13 protein-coding genes are annotated in these 14,903 nt (G+C 66.8%); 5 read left to right on the top strand and 8 right to left on the bottom strand.

Going from position 1 to position 14,903, the window contains the following annotated elements:
• Positions 1-5 precede the first annotated feature (5 nt).
• A complete protein-coding gene (locus AZL_RS24290) occupies positions 6-929 on the bottom strand; it encodes a TatD family hydrolase (RefSeq protein WP_012977079.1) in 924 nt (307 codons plus the stop codon).
• Complete coding sequence (locus AZL_RS33630) at positions 916-1,584, bottom strand: EboA domain-containing protein (protein ID WP_052293762.1); 669 nt, start codon at positions 1,582-1,584, stop codon at positions 916-918. Before AZL_RS33630 ends, AZL_RS24290 begins: the two co-directional genes overlap by 14 nt.
• Before the next feature lie 387 nt (positions 1,585-1,971).
• Between AZL_RS33630 and AZL_RS24280 the strand changes: the two genes are divergently transcribed.
• Entirely contained in the window at positions 1,972-3,366 is a 1,395-nt protein-coding gene (locus tag AZL_RS24280) for a YcjX family protein (RefSeq protein WP_012977077.1), read from the top strand.
• Positions 3,363-4,379 carry a TIGR01620 family protein gene (locus AZL_RS24275; RefSeq protein ID WP_012977076.1) on the top strand — a complete coding sequence of 339 codons (1,017 nt, stop codon included), beginning with the start codon at positions 3,363-3,365 and terminating at the stop codon, positions 4,377-4,379. The genes AZL_RS24280 and AZL_RS24275 overlap by 4 nt, the downstream gene beginning before the upstream one ends.
• 7 nt (positions 4,380-4,386) lie before the next feature.
• Here AZL_RS24275 and AZL_RS24270 read toward each other — a convergent pair whose 3' ends face one another.
• Positions 4,387-4,917, bottom strand: coding sequence for an arsenate reductase ArsC (locus AZL_RS24270; protein ID WP_012977075.1), 531 nt, complete (start codon positions 4,915-4,917; stop codon positions 4,387-4,389).
• Between the two features lie 411 nt (positions 4,918-5,328).
• Here AZL_RS24270 and menD point away from each other — a divergent pair, with 411 nt between their 5' ends.
• The 3 genes from menD (at position 5,329) to AZL_RS24255 (ending at position 9,025) form a co-directional block, all read left to right on the top strand.
• A complete protein-coding gene (menD, locus tag AZL_RS24265) occupies positions 5,329-7,200 on the top strand; it encodes a 2-succinyl-5-enolpyruvyl-6-hydroxy-3-cyclohexene-1-carboxylic-acid synthase (RefSeq protein WP_052293761.1) in 1,872 nt (623 codons plus the stop codon).
• A 73-nt stretch (positions 7,201-7,273) separates the two neighbouring features.
• The gene (locus AZL_RS24260; protein WP_158306012.1) at positions 7,274-8,476 is read left to right on the top strand and encodes an MFS transporter; all 1,203 of its coding nucleotides are present in this window, start codon (positions 7,274-7,276) and stop codon (positions 8,474-8,476) included.
• Between the two features lie 54 nt (positions 8,477-8,530).
• Positions 8,531-9,025 carry a cupin domain-containing protein gene (locus AZL_RS24255; protein WP_012977072.1) on the top strand — a complete coding sequence of 165 codons (495 nt, stop codon included), beginning with the start codon at positions 8,531-8,533 and terminating at the stop codon, positions 9,023-9,025.
• Between the two features lie 88 nt (positions 9,026-9,113).
• Here AZL_RS24255 and AZL_RS33625 read toward each other — a convergent pair whose 3' ends face one another.
• From AZL_RS33625 to AZL_RS24230, 5 genes are all read right to left on the bottom strand, one after another.
• The gene (locus AZL_RS33625) at positions 9,114-11,072 is read right to left on the bottom strand and encodes a methyl-accepting chemotaxis protein (protein ID WP_158306011.1); all 1,959 of its coding nucleotides are present in this window, start codon (positions 11,070-11,072) and stop codon (positions 9,114-9,116) included.
• A gap of 163 nt (positions 11,073-11,235) precedes the next feature.
• Positions 11,236-12,210 carry a TRAP transporter substrate-binding protein gene (locus tag AZL_RS24245; RefSeq protein WP_012977070.1) on the bottom strand — a complete coding sequence of 325 codons (975 nt, stop codon included), beginning with the start codon at positions 12,208-12,210 and terminating at the stop codon, positions 11,236-11,238.
• A gap of 325 nt (positions 12,211-12,535) precedes the next feature.
• Entirely contained in the window at positions 12,536-12,916 is a 381-nt protein-coding gene (locus AZL_RS24240; RefSeq protein ID WP_012977069.1) for a helix-turn-helix domain-containing protein, read from the bottom strand.
• Between the two features lie 163 nt (positions 12,917-13,079).
• Positions 13,080-13,415 (bottom strand): hypothetical protein, encoded by a 336-nt coding sequence (locus AZL_RS24235; protein ID WP_042445211.1) that lies wholly within the window; start codon positions 13,413-13,415, stop codon positions 13,080-13,082.
• Positions 13,416-13,626: 211 nt separating this feature from the next.
• Complete coding sequence (locus AZL_RS24230; protein WP_012977068.1) at positions 13,627-14,880, bottom strand: SfnB family sulfur acquisition oxidoreductase; 1,254 nt, start codon at positions 14,878-14,880, stop codon at positions 13,627-13,629.
• Positions 14,881-14,903 lie beyond the last annotated feature (23 nt).

Here is a 14,903-nt window from a genome sequence, read left to right as displayed (position 1 = left end):
CGCCGTCAGACGTCCGCTTCGGCGGTCAGCGGCGAGTCCACTGTCGGGGCGTCAACCGTGGGGACTTGGCCGCGCAGCACCGTGTTTCCTTCGAACAGCAGGCGTTGGTCGACCGGCAGCGGGATTTCCAGTTCGGCCGGATCGAGCCGTCCGCTCTGGGCGTAGAAGGCGATGGGGTTGCGCCAGACGATGGTCTCGACGGCCGCGTCGGCGATGCCGGCGCCGCGCATGGCCCGCGCCGTCTTCGGCACCTTCAGCGGATCGCTGATCCCCCAGTCGGCCGAGCTGTTGACCATGATCCGCTCCGGTCCGAAGGCCTGGACCAGGCCGACCATGCGCGGCTCGTCCATCTTGCTGCCGGGATAGATGGTGTGGCCGGCCCAGCAGCCGCTTTCCAGCACCATCTCCAGCGTCTGTTCGTTGTTGTGGTCGATCAGCACGAGATGCGGTGGCATCCCCGCCTCGCGCAGCAGGTCGAGCGTGCGCCGGGTGCCGGCCTTCTTGTCGCGGTGGGGGGTGTGGATCATCACCGGCAGGGCGTGGCGCTTCGCCATCTCGACCTGCCGGGCGAGGATGTCGTCCTCCGCCGGGCTCATGTCGTCATAGCCGATCTCGCCGACCGCGACGACGCCTTCCTTCTCCAGATAGAGGTCCACCAGCTCCAGTACATCCTCGACGATCTCGGGTGTGTTGGCCTCCTTCGGATTCAGGCCCAGCGTGCAGTAATGGCGGATGCCGAACTGGCTGGCGCGGAAGCGCTCCCAGCCGATCAGCGACAGGAAGTAATCCTCGAAACTGCCGGCATGGGTGCGTGGCTGGCCCAGCCAGAAGGCCGGCTCGGTCACCGCGACGATGCCGGCCCGGCGCATTGCGGCATAATCGTCGGTGGTGCGCGACGTCATGTGGATGTGCGGGTCAAAGAGCTTCATCGTGTCGGCTTCCCAGGTCGAGGAGGAGGTCGAGGTCGGCCGGCACCGGCCGGCCGGCGGCGCGGCGTTCGTCGCGGAAATCGGCGGCCATGCGGCGGAGTCCGTTGGTCATCCGTTCCGCCAGACCGGCGACGCGGGCCAGCGGCGCGCCGGTGAACACCGCCTTCAGCACCATCTGATTGAAGACCGGTTCGGCGAAATGGACGGCGGGAAAGCGGTTGTCGCAGGCGATGGCCTCGAACACCGGCTGCACGCTGGAGCGGCAGGCGTCGGCGGCCAGATCGGCGAAGCGGGCGGGATCGGGCAGCAGCATCAGCGACTGGAGGATCGCCGCCCGCTCCGTAGTGTCCGAGCGGCGGAAGGCGGTCGCGAGCCGGGCCGGTGCCTCCGCTCCGGCGGCATGGACGGCGGCGGCCAGCAGGGCCGCGCGGGCGGTCCGCGCGGGCGGCCAGCCCGGTGACGCCGTGCCGCCCAGCTTGCGGCCGGCGATGGCGAACAGCCGCATGAAGTCCGGCGTGCCGGGCAGGGGCGGATCGGCCAGCGCCGCATCGAGCCAAGCCGCGGCCTTCCGATCATGCTCGGCGACCCTGGCGATCAGGATAGCCGGCATCGCGTCGGGCGAAGCCGTCGGCAGCATCGTCGGATCGGCCATCATGCGCCCCTTTCGTCTGCCGCTGCTCCATACGCCACAATCGCCATGGACGACGGCTCCTGTATCGCGATGTTTCTTTGGCTGAAAACGCACGTATCGGTGCATTTCAAGGCCTCACACAACCCCTATGGGATGCAAGAAACAATAACGTGTCAACTAAGGATGATCATATCGGCCTTGCGGGCCGGGCGATGCGGCCTGATCCGGGGTGGAATGTCGATTTTTCAACTATTGGATGTTCGCAGCCGGTTGGACAGAGGCCGGGGAGCCGTTTCATGCTGTTCCAAGCGCTCCTTCCGGCGTCCCGCGCGCCCGATGGCCGCACCCCTCGCATCCCGCCCGGCCGACCCCATATAGGGCCGGTCTTCGGCCAGAGGTGAATGACCGTCCGTGCGCATCCCCGATCTGAACAGCCACCTGAACAGCCTGTACGACGCCGGCAGCCGGTTTCTCCTCGAATCGACGGTGCGTGTCGGCGTTACCGGCCTGCGGCGGGCGGGCAAGACCGTCTTCGTCACCGCCCTTGTCGACAATCTGCTGAAGGCCGGGCGGCTGCCCTTTCTTGATGTGGTGTCGTCGGGCCGCTTCCACGCGGCGCGGTTGCGGCCCCAGCCCGATCCCGACGTGCCGCGCTTCGATTTCGAAGGCCATCTTGCCGCCCTGGCCGGTCCCGATCCCCATTGGCCGGAGCCGACACGCGGCATCGGCCAGATGCGCGTCTCGCTGCGCTACCGTCCGGACTCGGCGCTGAAGCGGACGGTGCAGCCGGTGGCGACGCTCAATCTCGACCTCGTCGATTATCCCGGCGAATGGCTGCTCGACCTGCCGCTGCTGCGCCAGAGCTTCGCGGAGTGGAGCGCGCAGACGCTGGAGCTCGCCGCCCGGCCGCCGCGCGACGCGCTGTCCGCCTCCTGGCGCGGCTGGCTTGCCACCATAGACCCGGCGGCTTCGGCGGAGGAGGAGACGGCGCGGCGCGGGGCGGCGCTCTACACCGACTATCTCCATGGCTGCCGCCGCGCCGACACGCTGCTCAGCCTGATCCAGCCCGGCCGCTTCGTCGAACCGGGCGATATGAAGGACGCTCCGCTTCTGACCTTCTGTCCCCTGCATGGCGCCCAGAGGGGGCGCGGCAGCCTGTGGGCGCTGATGGAGGAACGCTACGAGGCCTATAAGACCAACGTTGTCCGCCGCTTCTTCGCCGAACATTTCGCCCGGCTCGACCGCCAGATCGTGCTCATCGACGTGCTGGGCGCGCTGAACGCCGGCCCGGCGGGGATGGCCGACATGAAGCGGGCGCTGGAGCTGAGCCTGGAGCCCTTCCGCCATGGCGCGTCGGGCTGGTTCGACTGGCTGTTCGGCGGCAAGATCGACCGCGTGCTGTTCGCCGCGACCAAGGCCGACCACATCGCCGCCCATCAGCATGCCCAACTGCGGGCATTGCTCGACCGGCTGGTCGGCGACGCCCGCAACGCCATCCGCTTCGAAGGCGCCCAGGTCGAAACCATGGCCATTGCCGCGCTGAAATGCACCGAAAGCGTGGTGACGGAGCATGAGGGCCGGCAACTGCGCTGCGTCCGCGGCGTTCCCGTCGGGCGCGACCGTCCGACCGTGCTGTTCCCCGGCGAGATCCCGGAGGATGCGGAGGCGTTCCCACCCGGCCGCGACCGTCCCTACAACTTCCTCGCCTTCCGCCCGCCCGACGATCTCGGCCGCGACCCGCGCGGCCTGCCGCACATCCGTGTCGATCAGGCCCTGCAATTCCTGCTGGGGGATTGCCTGACGTGACCGAACGCGACAACCGCAAGCCCGCAGCCGATTGGGTTCCACCGATGGAGCTTGAGCCCGATCGTGCCGTTTCGGTGCCGGTGGAGGAGGAGACCGCTCTGCTGACCGGATCCGGCGATCCGGCCGATCTGCCGCCGGAACCGGCCATCCCGATGCGCAAGTCGCGCAAGCTCGGCCGCTGGCTGTTCGGCGCGCTGGCGGCACTGGTGCTGGTGGCGCTCGGCTTCGATACCGCCGACCTCCTGGCGCGCGCCTTCGCCGCGAGCCTGGCGCTCGGCCTGCTGGTCGCCATTTTGGCCGCCACCGCCGGCATCGCCGCGCTGGCGATGCTGGTGACCGAGCTGTGGTCCCTGCGCCGGTTGCGCCGGATCGAGGAGCTGCGGGCGGAGGCTGGGCGGCTGGAGGCGGAGATGGCGGGCGGACGGGCCGACCGATTCGCCGGGTCGCTGGTGGCGCTCTATGCCGACCGGCGGGAACTGGCCCCGGCGCTGGCCCGCGTGCGCGACCATGTCACCGACGCCCATGACGAGCATGAGGTGGTCCGGCTGCTCGACCGCGAGGTGCTGGCCCCGCTCGACCGCGCCGCCTATCAGCGGGTGTTGCGCGCGTCCCGCGACACCGCCGTCGCCACCGCGCTCAGTCCGGCGGCCCTGTTGGATTTCGCGGTGGTGCTGTGGCGCAATCTGGCATTGGTGCGGGAGATCGCCGCCCTTTACGGCGCCCGGCCCGGCTATGTCGGCTCGCTGCGGCTGTTGCGCCGGATGCTCGCCAACATCGCCGTCGCCGGGGTGACGGAAAGCGCCCACCATGTGGCGGTGGAGGCGCTGGGCGGCTCGCTGGCCGCCGCCATCTCCACCCGGATGGGGCAGGGGGTGATCAACGGCCTGCTGACCGCGCGGGTCGGGCTGACCGCCATGCATCTGTGCCGCCCCATCGCCTTCGGTCCCGACAACCGGCCCAGCCTGAACCGCATCAGGAAGGAACTGTTGTCGGTGCCCAAGCGGGTGTTGTGAGGCGGTCTCAGGCGCCGGCCAGAGCGTCCGTCTGCGATCCCTGGACGGTGCCGATGGCGTGCAGCGAGCTTTGCAGGCTCAGCCGGTCGAGCTGGTCGACCCGCAGGCTGGCGAAAATCTTGATGCGGCTTTCCAGCTCGACATAGGTGCGGCGGAAGGCCATGCGGATCCGGTCCTCCGACCCGGTGGCGGCGGCCGGATCCTCGACCCCCCAATGGGCGGTCAGCGGCGTGCCGTTCCACGCCGGGCACAGCTCTCCCGCGGCCTGGTCGCAGACGGTGAAGACGAAATCCAGCACCGGTGCGTCCGGACCGGAAAATTCGTCCCAGCTCTTGGAGCGCAGATCGGTGGTCGGCAGGTTGAAGGCCTGCAGCGTGGCGAGGGTGTGGGGATTGAGCTGGCCCGCCGGATGGCTGCCGGCCGACCAGGCGTTGAAGCGGCCCGCACCCCACCGGCGCATCAGGCATTCCGCCATGATGCTGCGCGCCGAGTTGTGGGTGCAGAGAAACAGGACATTGTAGGTCTTCTGCGCGGTCATCGCCTACCCCAGGTTCGGCCCGCCAGCGAAGCGCGGCGGGAACAGGACTGGCGTCACTCTGCCGCCGGCCCCGCTTCAGGTTCAAATCAAGCTTTTATGTCAAGCCTGACACATTGCGACCGAGGCATGCCGGCGGGAAAACAGGCCGGGCGCCAAACCGCCAGATTCGCCGATCAATGCGACGGCAACCGCGCCTTATCTAAAAATTGTAGAAAAGATCATCACTGATTGTTGGTTATTCGAATATTCCCATAGAAATTGCGCAACATATCCGAACTAACCTATTGTGATCTTGCACGGCCGGAATGGCATGCTATCGTGTTCAGAATGGGGGCTGACTTGGGCAGAGAAGTTGTATCTGCGGAACGCATCACCGATGGAAACGCGGCGGCCACCGCGGAGGGAGGTGCGTTGACGCCGTCGTCAATCGCCGCGGCGCCTGCGGAAATCGACAATACAACCTTCCGCGGGATCGTGTCGGGCGATGCGGAGCTGAACTTCACCTGGTCGGCCTTCCTGATCGATTCGCTGGTGGAGGCCGGCTGCACCCATGCCGTGATGTGTCCGGGGGCGCAGATGGCGCCATTGGCGCTGGCTTGCCGCGCCAACCCGAAGCTGAAGGTGTCCATCGTCATCGACGAACGGTCGGCCGGGTTTTTCGCGCTGGGGTTGTCGAGCGTGACGCAGAAGCCGACCATCCTGGTCTGCACGTCCGGGTCGGCGGTGGGGCAGTTCTACCCCAGCGTCATGGAGGCGAATTACGGGATGATCCCGATGATCATCATCACCGCGGATCGCGCCCCGGAGAACCAGGATCGCAGCTCGGCGCAGGCGATCGACCAGATCCGCGCCTTCGGCCAGCATGTGCGGGCCTCCCACAACATCCAGCTTCCCGACGCGAGCATCGATTCGCTCTCCCCGCTCGTCTCCCGCATCTACGAGCAGGCCACCGGAGCCACGCCCGGCCCGGTGCATGTCAATCAGGCTTTCCGCGATCCGCTGGTCGCGCGGATCCGCAGGAAGCGGCCGGTTCCGACGCCGCCGGCGGTCACCACCCCGGTCCTGACCGTCGACGAGGCGCACGCGCGGCGGCTTGCCGAGCGGCTCGCCGGCCGTCGCGGCGTGATCGTCTGCGGTGCCGGCGCGATCGACGAGCCGGGCTTCCCGGCCGCCATCCATGAGCTGTCGCGCCAGCTCGGCGCGCCGATCATCGCCGATCCCTTCAGCAATCTGCGCTTCGGCGCGCCGGCCGATGTTCCGGTGATCGCGCGGGCCGATTCCTTCCTGCGGGCGGCACGCTTCACCGAGACCCACCAGCCGGAATGGGTGATGAATTTCGGCGGGCCGCCAATCTCCAAGCCGGTTCTGACTTATCTCCAGAACACCGGCTGCACCGATTATATCGGCGTCGATCCGACCACCAAATGGCAGGATCCGATCCTGCGGATGACCGAGATCGTGCGCGCCAGCCCCGAGGCCCTGTGCAAGGCGCTGATCTCGTCGGGCGCTCTTCATCCGGCTCCGGCGTCCTGGGCGCAGTCCTTCGTCGCTTGCGACACCTACATCGACGGCCTGTCGGGCACCGCCTTCGACACGATGTTCTGGGAGGCGCCGATTCTGCGGCGGATGGTCCAGGCGACGCCGGAAGGGGCGGTGTTCTTCTGCGGCAACTCGATGGCGGTCCGCGACGCCGACAGCTTCTCCGGCCGGACCGACGTTCCGCTTCGGCTCTTCGCCAATCGCGGCGTTAACGGTATCGACGGGTCCATCGGCACGCTGGTCGGAGTCGCGGCGGCCCAACGTCCGATCAAGACCCTGTCGGTCATCGGCGACATGGCCTTCTCGCATGATGTCGGCAGCCTGCAACTGGCCGGCGACCTGAACATCGTCCTGGTGGTTCTGAACAATGGTGGCGGCGCCATCTTCGAATATCTGCCGGTGGCCAAGGCACCGGAGGTCATGGACTTCATCGCCCCTCCGACGCTGAACATCGGCCTCGCGGCGCAGGCCGCCGGCTGGCGGACATGGCGGGCTGGCGATCTCGCCGCGTTCAACGGCGCGCTGGAGGAGGCGATGGCGGCCAGCGGCCCCTGCCTGATCGAGGCGGTCATCGACCGCAAGGAGAGCGTGCGCCAGCACAAGCTGTTCTGGGGTGCCGCCGAGGGCATCAACGCCATCATCCGGCTGCGTGGGCCGGAGGGGATGACGATCACCTTCGGTGTTCCGCAGATCACCGAGGCCGACAAGTCGAGTGTCGAGTTCGACCCCAACGTCAACGACTGACCGCGCGGCACGGATCCCAATGGACGGCCATCACCCCGAAAAAGCACCTGTGGCAAGGGAGGATGACCGTCCCGTGCCGGCGTCTTCCGCCACGCCATCCCCGCTTCCGATCCTGCTGCGGGAGAGGGCGGCGATCTTCCTTCTGGGCTTCGCGGCGTTCCTGCCACTCTATGCGCCCCAATCGGTCCTGCCGCAGCTGGCCAGCAGTTTTTCGGCCAGCCCGGCGGAGACCGGGGCGGTGATCGGTGCGACGACGCTGGCGGTCGCCCTGTCGGCGCCCCTGGCCGGACCGCTGACCGACCGGTTCGGCCGCAAGCGCTCCATGCTGACGGCCATTTCCCTTCTGGTGCCGCTGACGCTTCTGCTGACGCTGTGCGGCAGCCTGGACCAGCTGCTCGCCGTCCGCTTCATCCAGGGCATCGTGCTGCCGGCACTGTTCACCGGAGCGGTCGCCTATATCGGCACCCGTTGGGAGGGCGCGCGCGGCGCGTCGGTCACCGGCATGTTCGTGACCGGATCGGCGATCGGCGGGTTCGCCGGCCGGTTCGTCTCCGGCCTGCTTGCCGATCTTGCCGGCTGGCAGAGCGGGTTCGCCGCCCTCGCCGTGGTCTCGGCGCTGTGCGCGGTCTTCGTGGCACTCTGGCTGACACCGGATGCGGCGCGCCGGACCGGGTCGATCCTGTCGAACCTGCGGGGGATGAAGGAGCATCTCCGCGACGGCCGGATTCGGGCCGTGAGCCTGTGCGGCGGCACCGTCCTGTTCTCGATGACCGGATGCCTGTCCTATCTTGGCTTCCATCTCGCGGAGCCGCCCTTCGGACTGACGGCGGCGGGGATCGGTCTCGTTTTCCTGGTCTATCCACTGAGCGCCACCGCTCCGCTCGTCAACAGCCGGCTGCTGCGCAGCCTGGGGACCGGCAATGCCTACCGTGTGGCCTTCGGCGTCTGTGCGGTGGGGCAGCTGCTTCTTCTGCTGCCCAATCTCGCGGCGGTGACCGTGGGAACCGGCATTTTCCTTGGCGGCGTGTTCCTGTGCCAGTCGCTTGCGCTCGGCTATGTCGGCCGGGTGGCGACGACGAACAAGGGGGCTGCCGCCGGCCTCTATGTCTGCTGCTTCTATCTGGGCGGCAGCCTTGGCGCCATCGCGCCCGGACTTCTATGGAAGACCGCGGGGTGGTCCGGGTGCGTGGCCCTGGTTCTTGCCGCCCTTTCAACGGGCGCCCTGATTTCCCTGGCGATGCGTGAGGGGAGTCGCATCGTTGCGGAACCGGCTTGAGCGTCAGGCCGACAGCGCCCTGTTCCACCCTCCCCCTCGGATGAGAAGTGCGCCATGGTCAATTTCATGAAAAGCCGGCAGAGAAGCGTTGAAACAGGGCACCGGCAGCGCTCCCATGCTGTCCTGCTCGCCGCCGGCCTGCTGCTGGCGGGATCGCCGGTGCTGGCCGACAGCACGGACGCCGGAGCGGGCAAGACTCCGCCGGCGCCGCGCTCCACGGTGCTGCTCCAGACCACGACCCATGCCAACGGTGCTCCGATCGTCTACCCGACCGGCAAGCCGATGGTCACGGTGCGTGTGACGGAAATACCGCCGGGTGTCGACACCGGCATCCACAACCACCCGATCCCGCTGATCACTTACATCCTGGAGGGAGAACTGACGATCCGCGGCGTATCGGGCGTCGCCTATGTCTACAAGCCGGGCGATGCCTTCGTCGAGACGGCGGAATTCCACCATGGCGTCAATGAAGGCAAGGAGATGGTCCGGCTGTTGGCCGTCTATGCCGGCGAGGTCGGAGCGCCGCTGTCGATCAAGCCGCCGCAATAACAAAGTGTTGTGAAACACGAAAACGGCGCCGGAGCGGGGTCCCCCGTTCCGGCGCCGTAACGTTCTTGCCGCCCCGATGTGATCCGGTTCAGGCCGCCCGGATGCGGTCGGTGAAGGAGTTGACCTCGTCCTTCAGCAGCGACGTCTGGTGGGTCAGCGTGCCCGAGCTTTCCAGCAGCATCTCGGCCGAACTGCCGGCGTCGGTCGCCTTGTGCAGCACATGGGTGATGGAGCTGGCGACCTCCGTGGTGCCCAACGCCGCCTGACGCAGATTCTCGCTGATTTCCGTCGTCGCCTGGAACTGCTGCTGCACCGCGCCCGAGATGCTGAGCGCGATGCTGTCCATGCGGTCGATGGTCTCGCCGATCCGCTTGATCGCGTGCACGGCGTCGAAGCTGGTCGATTGGATGGCGTTGATCTGAACGCTGATCTCGCCGGTCGCGACGGTGGTCTGGTTGGCGAGCGCCTTCACCTCGTTGGCGACCACGGCGAAGCCCTTGCCGAATTCGCCGGCGCGGGCGGCTTCGATCGTCGCGTTCAGCGCCAGCAGGTTGGTCTGTTTGGCGATGTTCTCGATCATATGGACCACGTCGCCGATGCGGCCGGCGGCCTCGGCGAGGGCGGAGACGACATCGTTGGTCTTGCGCGCCTCGGTGACCGCGTCGCGGGCGATCTCGGTGGACTGGGAGGCCTGGCCGCTGATGGCGGCGACGGAGTGGGACAATTCCTGGACCGCTTCCGACACCATCTTGACGTTGATGCTCGCCTCTTCGGTGGCGGAGGCGCCCTGGGTCGCCAACTCGACCGTCTGTTCGGCGACGGTGGCGAACAGGCGGGAGTTGGTCTCCACCACCTCGGCCTCGCGGATGACAAGCTGGACCACGTCCATGACCGTGCTTTCGAAATTCTCGGCCAGCCTGTTCATGGTCTCGCGCTTTTCCGCCTCGTTGCGCTGGCGCTGCTCCTCCTGCGCGTTGCGCAGCCGTTCCATGTGGATGGCGTTCTCCTTGAACACCTGGACCGCGCGGGCCATGTCGCCGACCTCGTCCCGGCTTTCGGTGGCCGGGATGTCGATGGAGGTGTCGCCCTTGGCCAGAACGCTCATCGCCGTCGTCATGCTGCGGACCGGGCCGACGATCGATCTGGCGATCAGCAGCGCGAAGGCGATGCCGGCCAGCACCGCGATGACGGGGGTGATGACGGCCTGACGCCAACTGGAGTCGAGCGCTTCCGCGGCTCTCGACTGCGTCTGGGTCTGCATCTGCGAGAAGGCGGTGACGATGCCGCGGACGATGCTTTCCAGATCGGCCAGGATGTCGCGGATCCGCCCCTGGGAGTCGATCAGCATCTGGCTGCCGCCGACGGCGTCCTCCAGCCCCTTGGTGAAGGTGACCAGCTGCGGTTCCATCGAACCGAGGAAGCGCAGATGGCGCTTGTTGGTGATGGCGGTCTTGGCGTCCTGGATCGTGTCGCGCAGGCGCGCCAGCTCACCCTTGGCGGAATCGGCATCGTTGGGATCGAAGGTGGTGAAATAGCGGGCCGCCGCCATGCGCGTGGCCTGAAGCGCCTGCTGCAGGCGCAGCGCGGCCTGGAGGGCCGGCGCCTCGCCGCTGTTCTGCGTGCCTTCCACCAGGGCCACGGCGGTGGTGTTCAACTGGGCGCCGACCAGGAAGGACTGGCCCACCCCGTCGCGGCGGCGGGTCACCGCTTCGACGGTGCTGTCGAAGGCGGCGCGGTAGCTGGCCGCGGCCTTCTGCAACGCGGCGATGCTCGCCCGGTCGACCGCGTTGCCCGTGCCGGTGTCCGTTTCGCCGATGGCGCGCGCGAAAGCATCCACCTCCTTGCGCGCACTGAAAAGCTCGGTCTCGGATTGCGACGCGATGTAATTCAGGACCGCCCGGTCCATGCGCTGGCTGATCTCGACCAGCCGTGCCGTGCTCATGGCGTTGTGACCAACGGTCATAACCCCCTCGAGTTCGTCGCGGATGGTGTCGACATTGTTCACGAACTGAACACCCAGAAACACGATCAGGGCGATCGAGGCCATGAAACCTGCATAGATTTTCTGCGAGATTTTCATGCGCGAGGCCAAACGAAACATGCGGACACCCGTTGTGAAGAACGTCTTGCGGACGTTGGGGGCGGGATCGCGTCAGGGTGTGGGATGGCTCCGAGGGGGCCATCCCACCATCGGTGACGAACTTCAGGCGTTACTTGGCGTTCTTGATCGCAAGGATCTTTTCCATCGTGAATTTCTTGGCGGCTTCCTGGTAGAAGGGCTCCAGAGCCTTTTCGAAGGCCGCGCGGTCGAAGTCGGTGGTGATGGTGATCGGCGTGGACTTGAGGGTGTTCATGCCCTCACGGTCGCGGCTGCGCACATACTCGCGCGATGCCTTGCCGCCGGCGCGGGCCGCTTCGATGAAGGCGGTCTTCATATCGGGCGACAGATCGTCGAAGAACTCCTTGTTGATCAGGATGACGCCCGGCGAATAGGTGTGCCGGCTGATCGTGATCTGGCTCTGCACCTCGTACAGTTTCGAACCGACGATGGTGGTGACCGGGTTCTCCTCCCCTTCCGCCTGACCGCTCTTCAGGGCGGGATACAGCTGGGCGAAGGGCATGCTGAAGGGTTCCGCCCCCAGCGTCTGGAAGGCTTGCTTGAAAAGCTCGCTCTCCGCGATGCGCATCTTCAGGCCTTTGAGGTCGGCCGGGGTCTTGATCGGTCGCACCGAATTGGTCAACTGCCGGAAGCCGTTCTCGGCCCAAGCCAGCGCGACCGTGCCGGTGTCCTTGAAGGAGTCGAGAAGCTCCTGGCCGATCGGGCCGTCCAGGACCAGATCCGCATGCGCCTCGTCCCGGAAAAGCAGCATCAGATCCAGGATGCCCATCTTGGGATTGAACTGGGCCAGCGCGCCGCCTGACGACGACAGCACCATGTCGATGGTGCCGAGCTTCACGGCGTCCAGCATGGCCGGACCGGAGCCCAGCACGCTGGCCGGATGCTCCTCCAGCACATACTTGTTGTTCGTCCGGCGCTGGAGTTCCTCGCTCATCACCCGCACGGCTTCGCTGAACTGCGACCCTTTCGGCAGCACATGGCCGACCCGAAGCTTCTCCTGCGCCTGCGCGCCGACCGATGCCATCAGCAGGGCCGCACCGACCACCGCACCCCAAAACGCCCTCATAACGAACCTCCGTCCGTGAATCGCTGGCCCTGCATAAGAGCCGCAGCGCCTATACCGTTTGGCAGTTGTGAAAGTAGAAAGTGGATGCTTACAGGTCAAACCTATTTTAGCACCCAGTCCGCCAAAAGCCCGTGGGACGGGAGAGTTCGGTCATTTGTTGAACTGAAAAATCAACTGCATTACCGGGTATGCGCTGATAAGACGCAGCAATCTTGTAATGGCTCCGTAATTCAGGAGAATTTCAGCCTTTGCGGTCCTGTTGGTGGCGATGGCGCCCGCGAAGATGGCCGGGATTCAGACGTGGGCGGCCCCTGTTCGCGTCTTCTCAGCCGGTGACGCTCTCATTGGGCGTGTCCTCCGCGGCACAACAGCGCGTGGTGCGGAATTGGCGGGGAAACAGTCCGGTTACCCGCAGGAATTCACGATTGAAGTTCGATTTGGTCTGAAAACCTGACTCGAACCTGATCCGGCCGACGAGCATATCGGAGTTTTCCAACAGACGGCATGCTTCGCGGATTCGCAATTCATTCACATATTGCGACACGCTTTTGCCATGGATGCGATTGATCGCCTCCGAAATCCTTCTTGCCGGGATATGCAACTTACGTGACAGTCTGGTCAGATTGAGATCAGCCACCCTGTAGTGGCTCTTTTCCCGCATGGCTGTTTCAACGGCGAGCGCTATGAGGGAATCATCATCGTTCATGGCGGGTGCCGCCTTGGCATCGCGGTGTTCTTTCTCGCCAACCCCGTCGGCATTGGAGACCGTCTGGGCGTTGACGGCAACGGAGGCGGCCCAGCCGGATTTGGCCGAAGCCGCCGTCCAGATCGATGTCAGCCGCGGGCTGTTCGACGATCACGTCGCCGCCTTACCGCATGTTGGCGGTAACGGCGTGATGGCAGCTCGACAGAGTGCCGGACGCGATGGTGACGACAAGGGTGTCGCCGTCAAGCCGCACGCCATTCTTCGCGCCACAGTCGTCATGGCTCCAGAAGGACAGCGACCGTCCGACCCAGCCTTGGCGGCGCTGGGTGATCGTGCCGGCGAGGGGCGCGTCCATGCGGGTGGTGACCATGACGCTGCCGGGGGCTCCGACGACACGAATGTCTCTGACGGCGGATAGGTCGAACCGGCCGTCGTCGGCGAAGGCCGGCGACAGGGGAAGGGGCATGCACAGGATCATGAGGCCGCGCGAGAGGGACATGGACGGACTCCTGGAGGGTGTCCGGGGAAAGATGACCGAGGGGCGATGAGCGCTGGCCCCAGCCTTTCCGATCTTGCCGCCTCCAGGCGACCCCGATCCGGTTCCCGTCCGTCCTCATACGCGTTCGAGGACCTTCGCCGGGGAAGGGCCGGGCCATGGTCACGGCGACCCGCCGTCCTGGCCCGACCGTCCTGGCCCGGCCGCCCCCGGGTCAGCTCCAGGCGTGCAGCGGCGGGTTGACGCCGTTCAGGGCGTGGTTGCCGAGGATCGCGTATTTCCAGCGCACCGGGTCATGCAGCGTGTGGGTGCGGGCGTTGCGCCAATGCCGGTCGAAATTGTTCTCGGCCAGGACGGAGCGGGTGCCGGCCAGCTCGAACAGGGTGTTGCTCGCCTCCAGCGCGATCTCGGTGCTGAGGATCTTCGCCTCGGCCACCGCCAGCTGGGCCTTGGCGACCGTCTCGGCGCCGGGGGCGGCGACGGCGGCGTCCACCGCGAGGCCCGCCTTCTCCTGAAGGGCTTCGGCGGCGTGCAGCCGCAGGGTCAGGCGGCCGACCGCCTGGATGGTGTAGGGGTCGTCCGACGCCCGGTCCTGCCCGCTGTCCACCCAGGGACGGCTGCGGGTCCGCACGAACTCCAGCGTGTCGCGGATCGCCGCCTCGGCGATGCCGTTGTCCACCGCGACCTGGATGATCTGGAAGATGGCGCCGTCGGCGGTCGGCACCTCGTAACCCTTGTAGCCGGGAACCAGATGGGTCTTCGGCACCTTGACCTTGTCAAGGATCACCGTGCCGCTGGCGGTGGTACGCTGGCCGAAGCCCGACCAGTCGTCGATCACCGTCAGGCCGGGGGCGTCGCGGTCGGCGATGGCGTACCAGGCGCGGCCCTCGCCATCCACCGCGACGATCGGCACCAGATGGGCGAGCAGGGCGCCGGTCGAATAGAATTTGCGCCCGGTCACCAGCACATGGTCGCCTTCGTCGGTGAAGCTGGTGGCGAAGTCCGCCGCGCGCTTGGTGCCGAATTCGGAAAAGGCGTTGCCGAAGCGCACGCCCTTCAGCACCTCGCCGAACAGCAGGCGCTGCTGCGCCTCGTCCGAGACGGTGCGGATGGCGGCGACCACCCCCAGATGGTTCTGCGAGATCTGCGACAGCGACGGGTCGGCCGCCGCCACGATCTGCACCACCTTGGCCAGCGTCGCATAGGAGACTTCGGGCCCGCCGAAGGCCTTCGGCACGTTGATCGACCAAAGGCCGCTCTGCGAGAAGGCGTCCAGTTCCGCCACCGGCAGGATACGCTCGCGGTCACGCTTGGACGCGGTCCCGGCGACGTCACGGGCCAGCGCTTCCGCCACCGCGATGGCTTCGGCATCATCCTTGATGATGTGGGCGGGCTTGGCGGGGCGCGGCAGGCCGGGCACGCCCTGCGGTGTCGCGACGGGCGGGGTGTCGAGGACGGCAGTGCTCATCGTCTCGGTTCCTTTATCGGTTT

The organism is Azospirillum sp. B510 (assembly GCF_000010725.1).
Taxonomy (GTDB): Bacteria; Pseudomonadota; Alphaproteobacteria; order Azospirillales; family Azospirillaceae; genus Azospirillum; species Azospirillum lipoferum_B.
The sequence above is the reverse complement of the archived record's forward strand: the minus strand, read 5'-3'. Positions and strand labels throughout refer to the sequence as shown.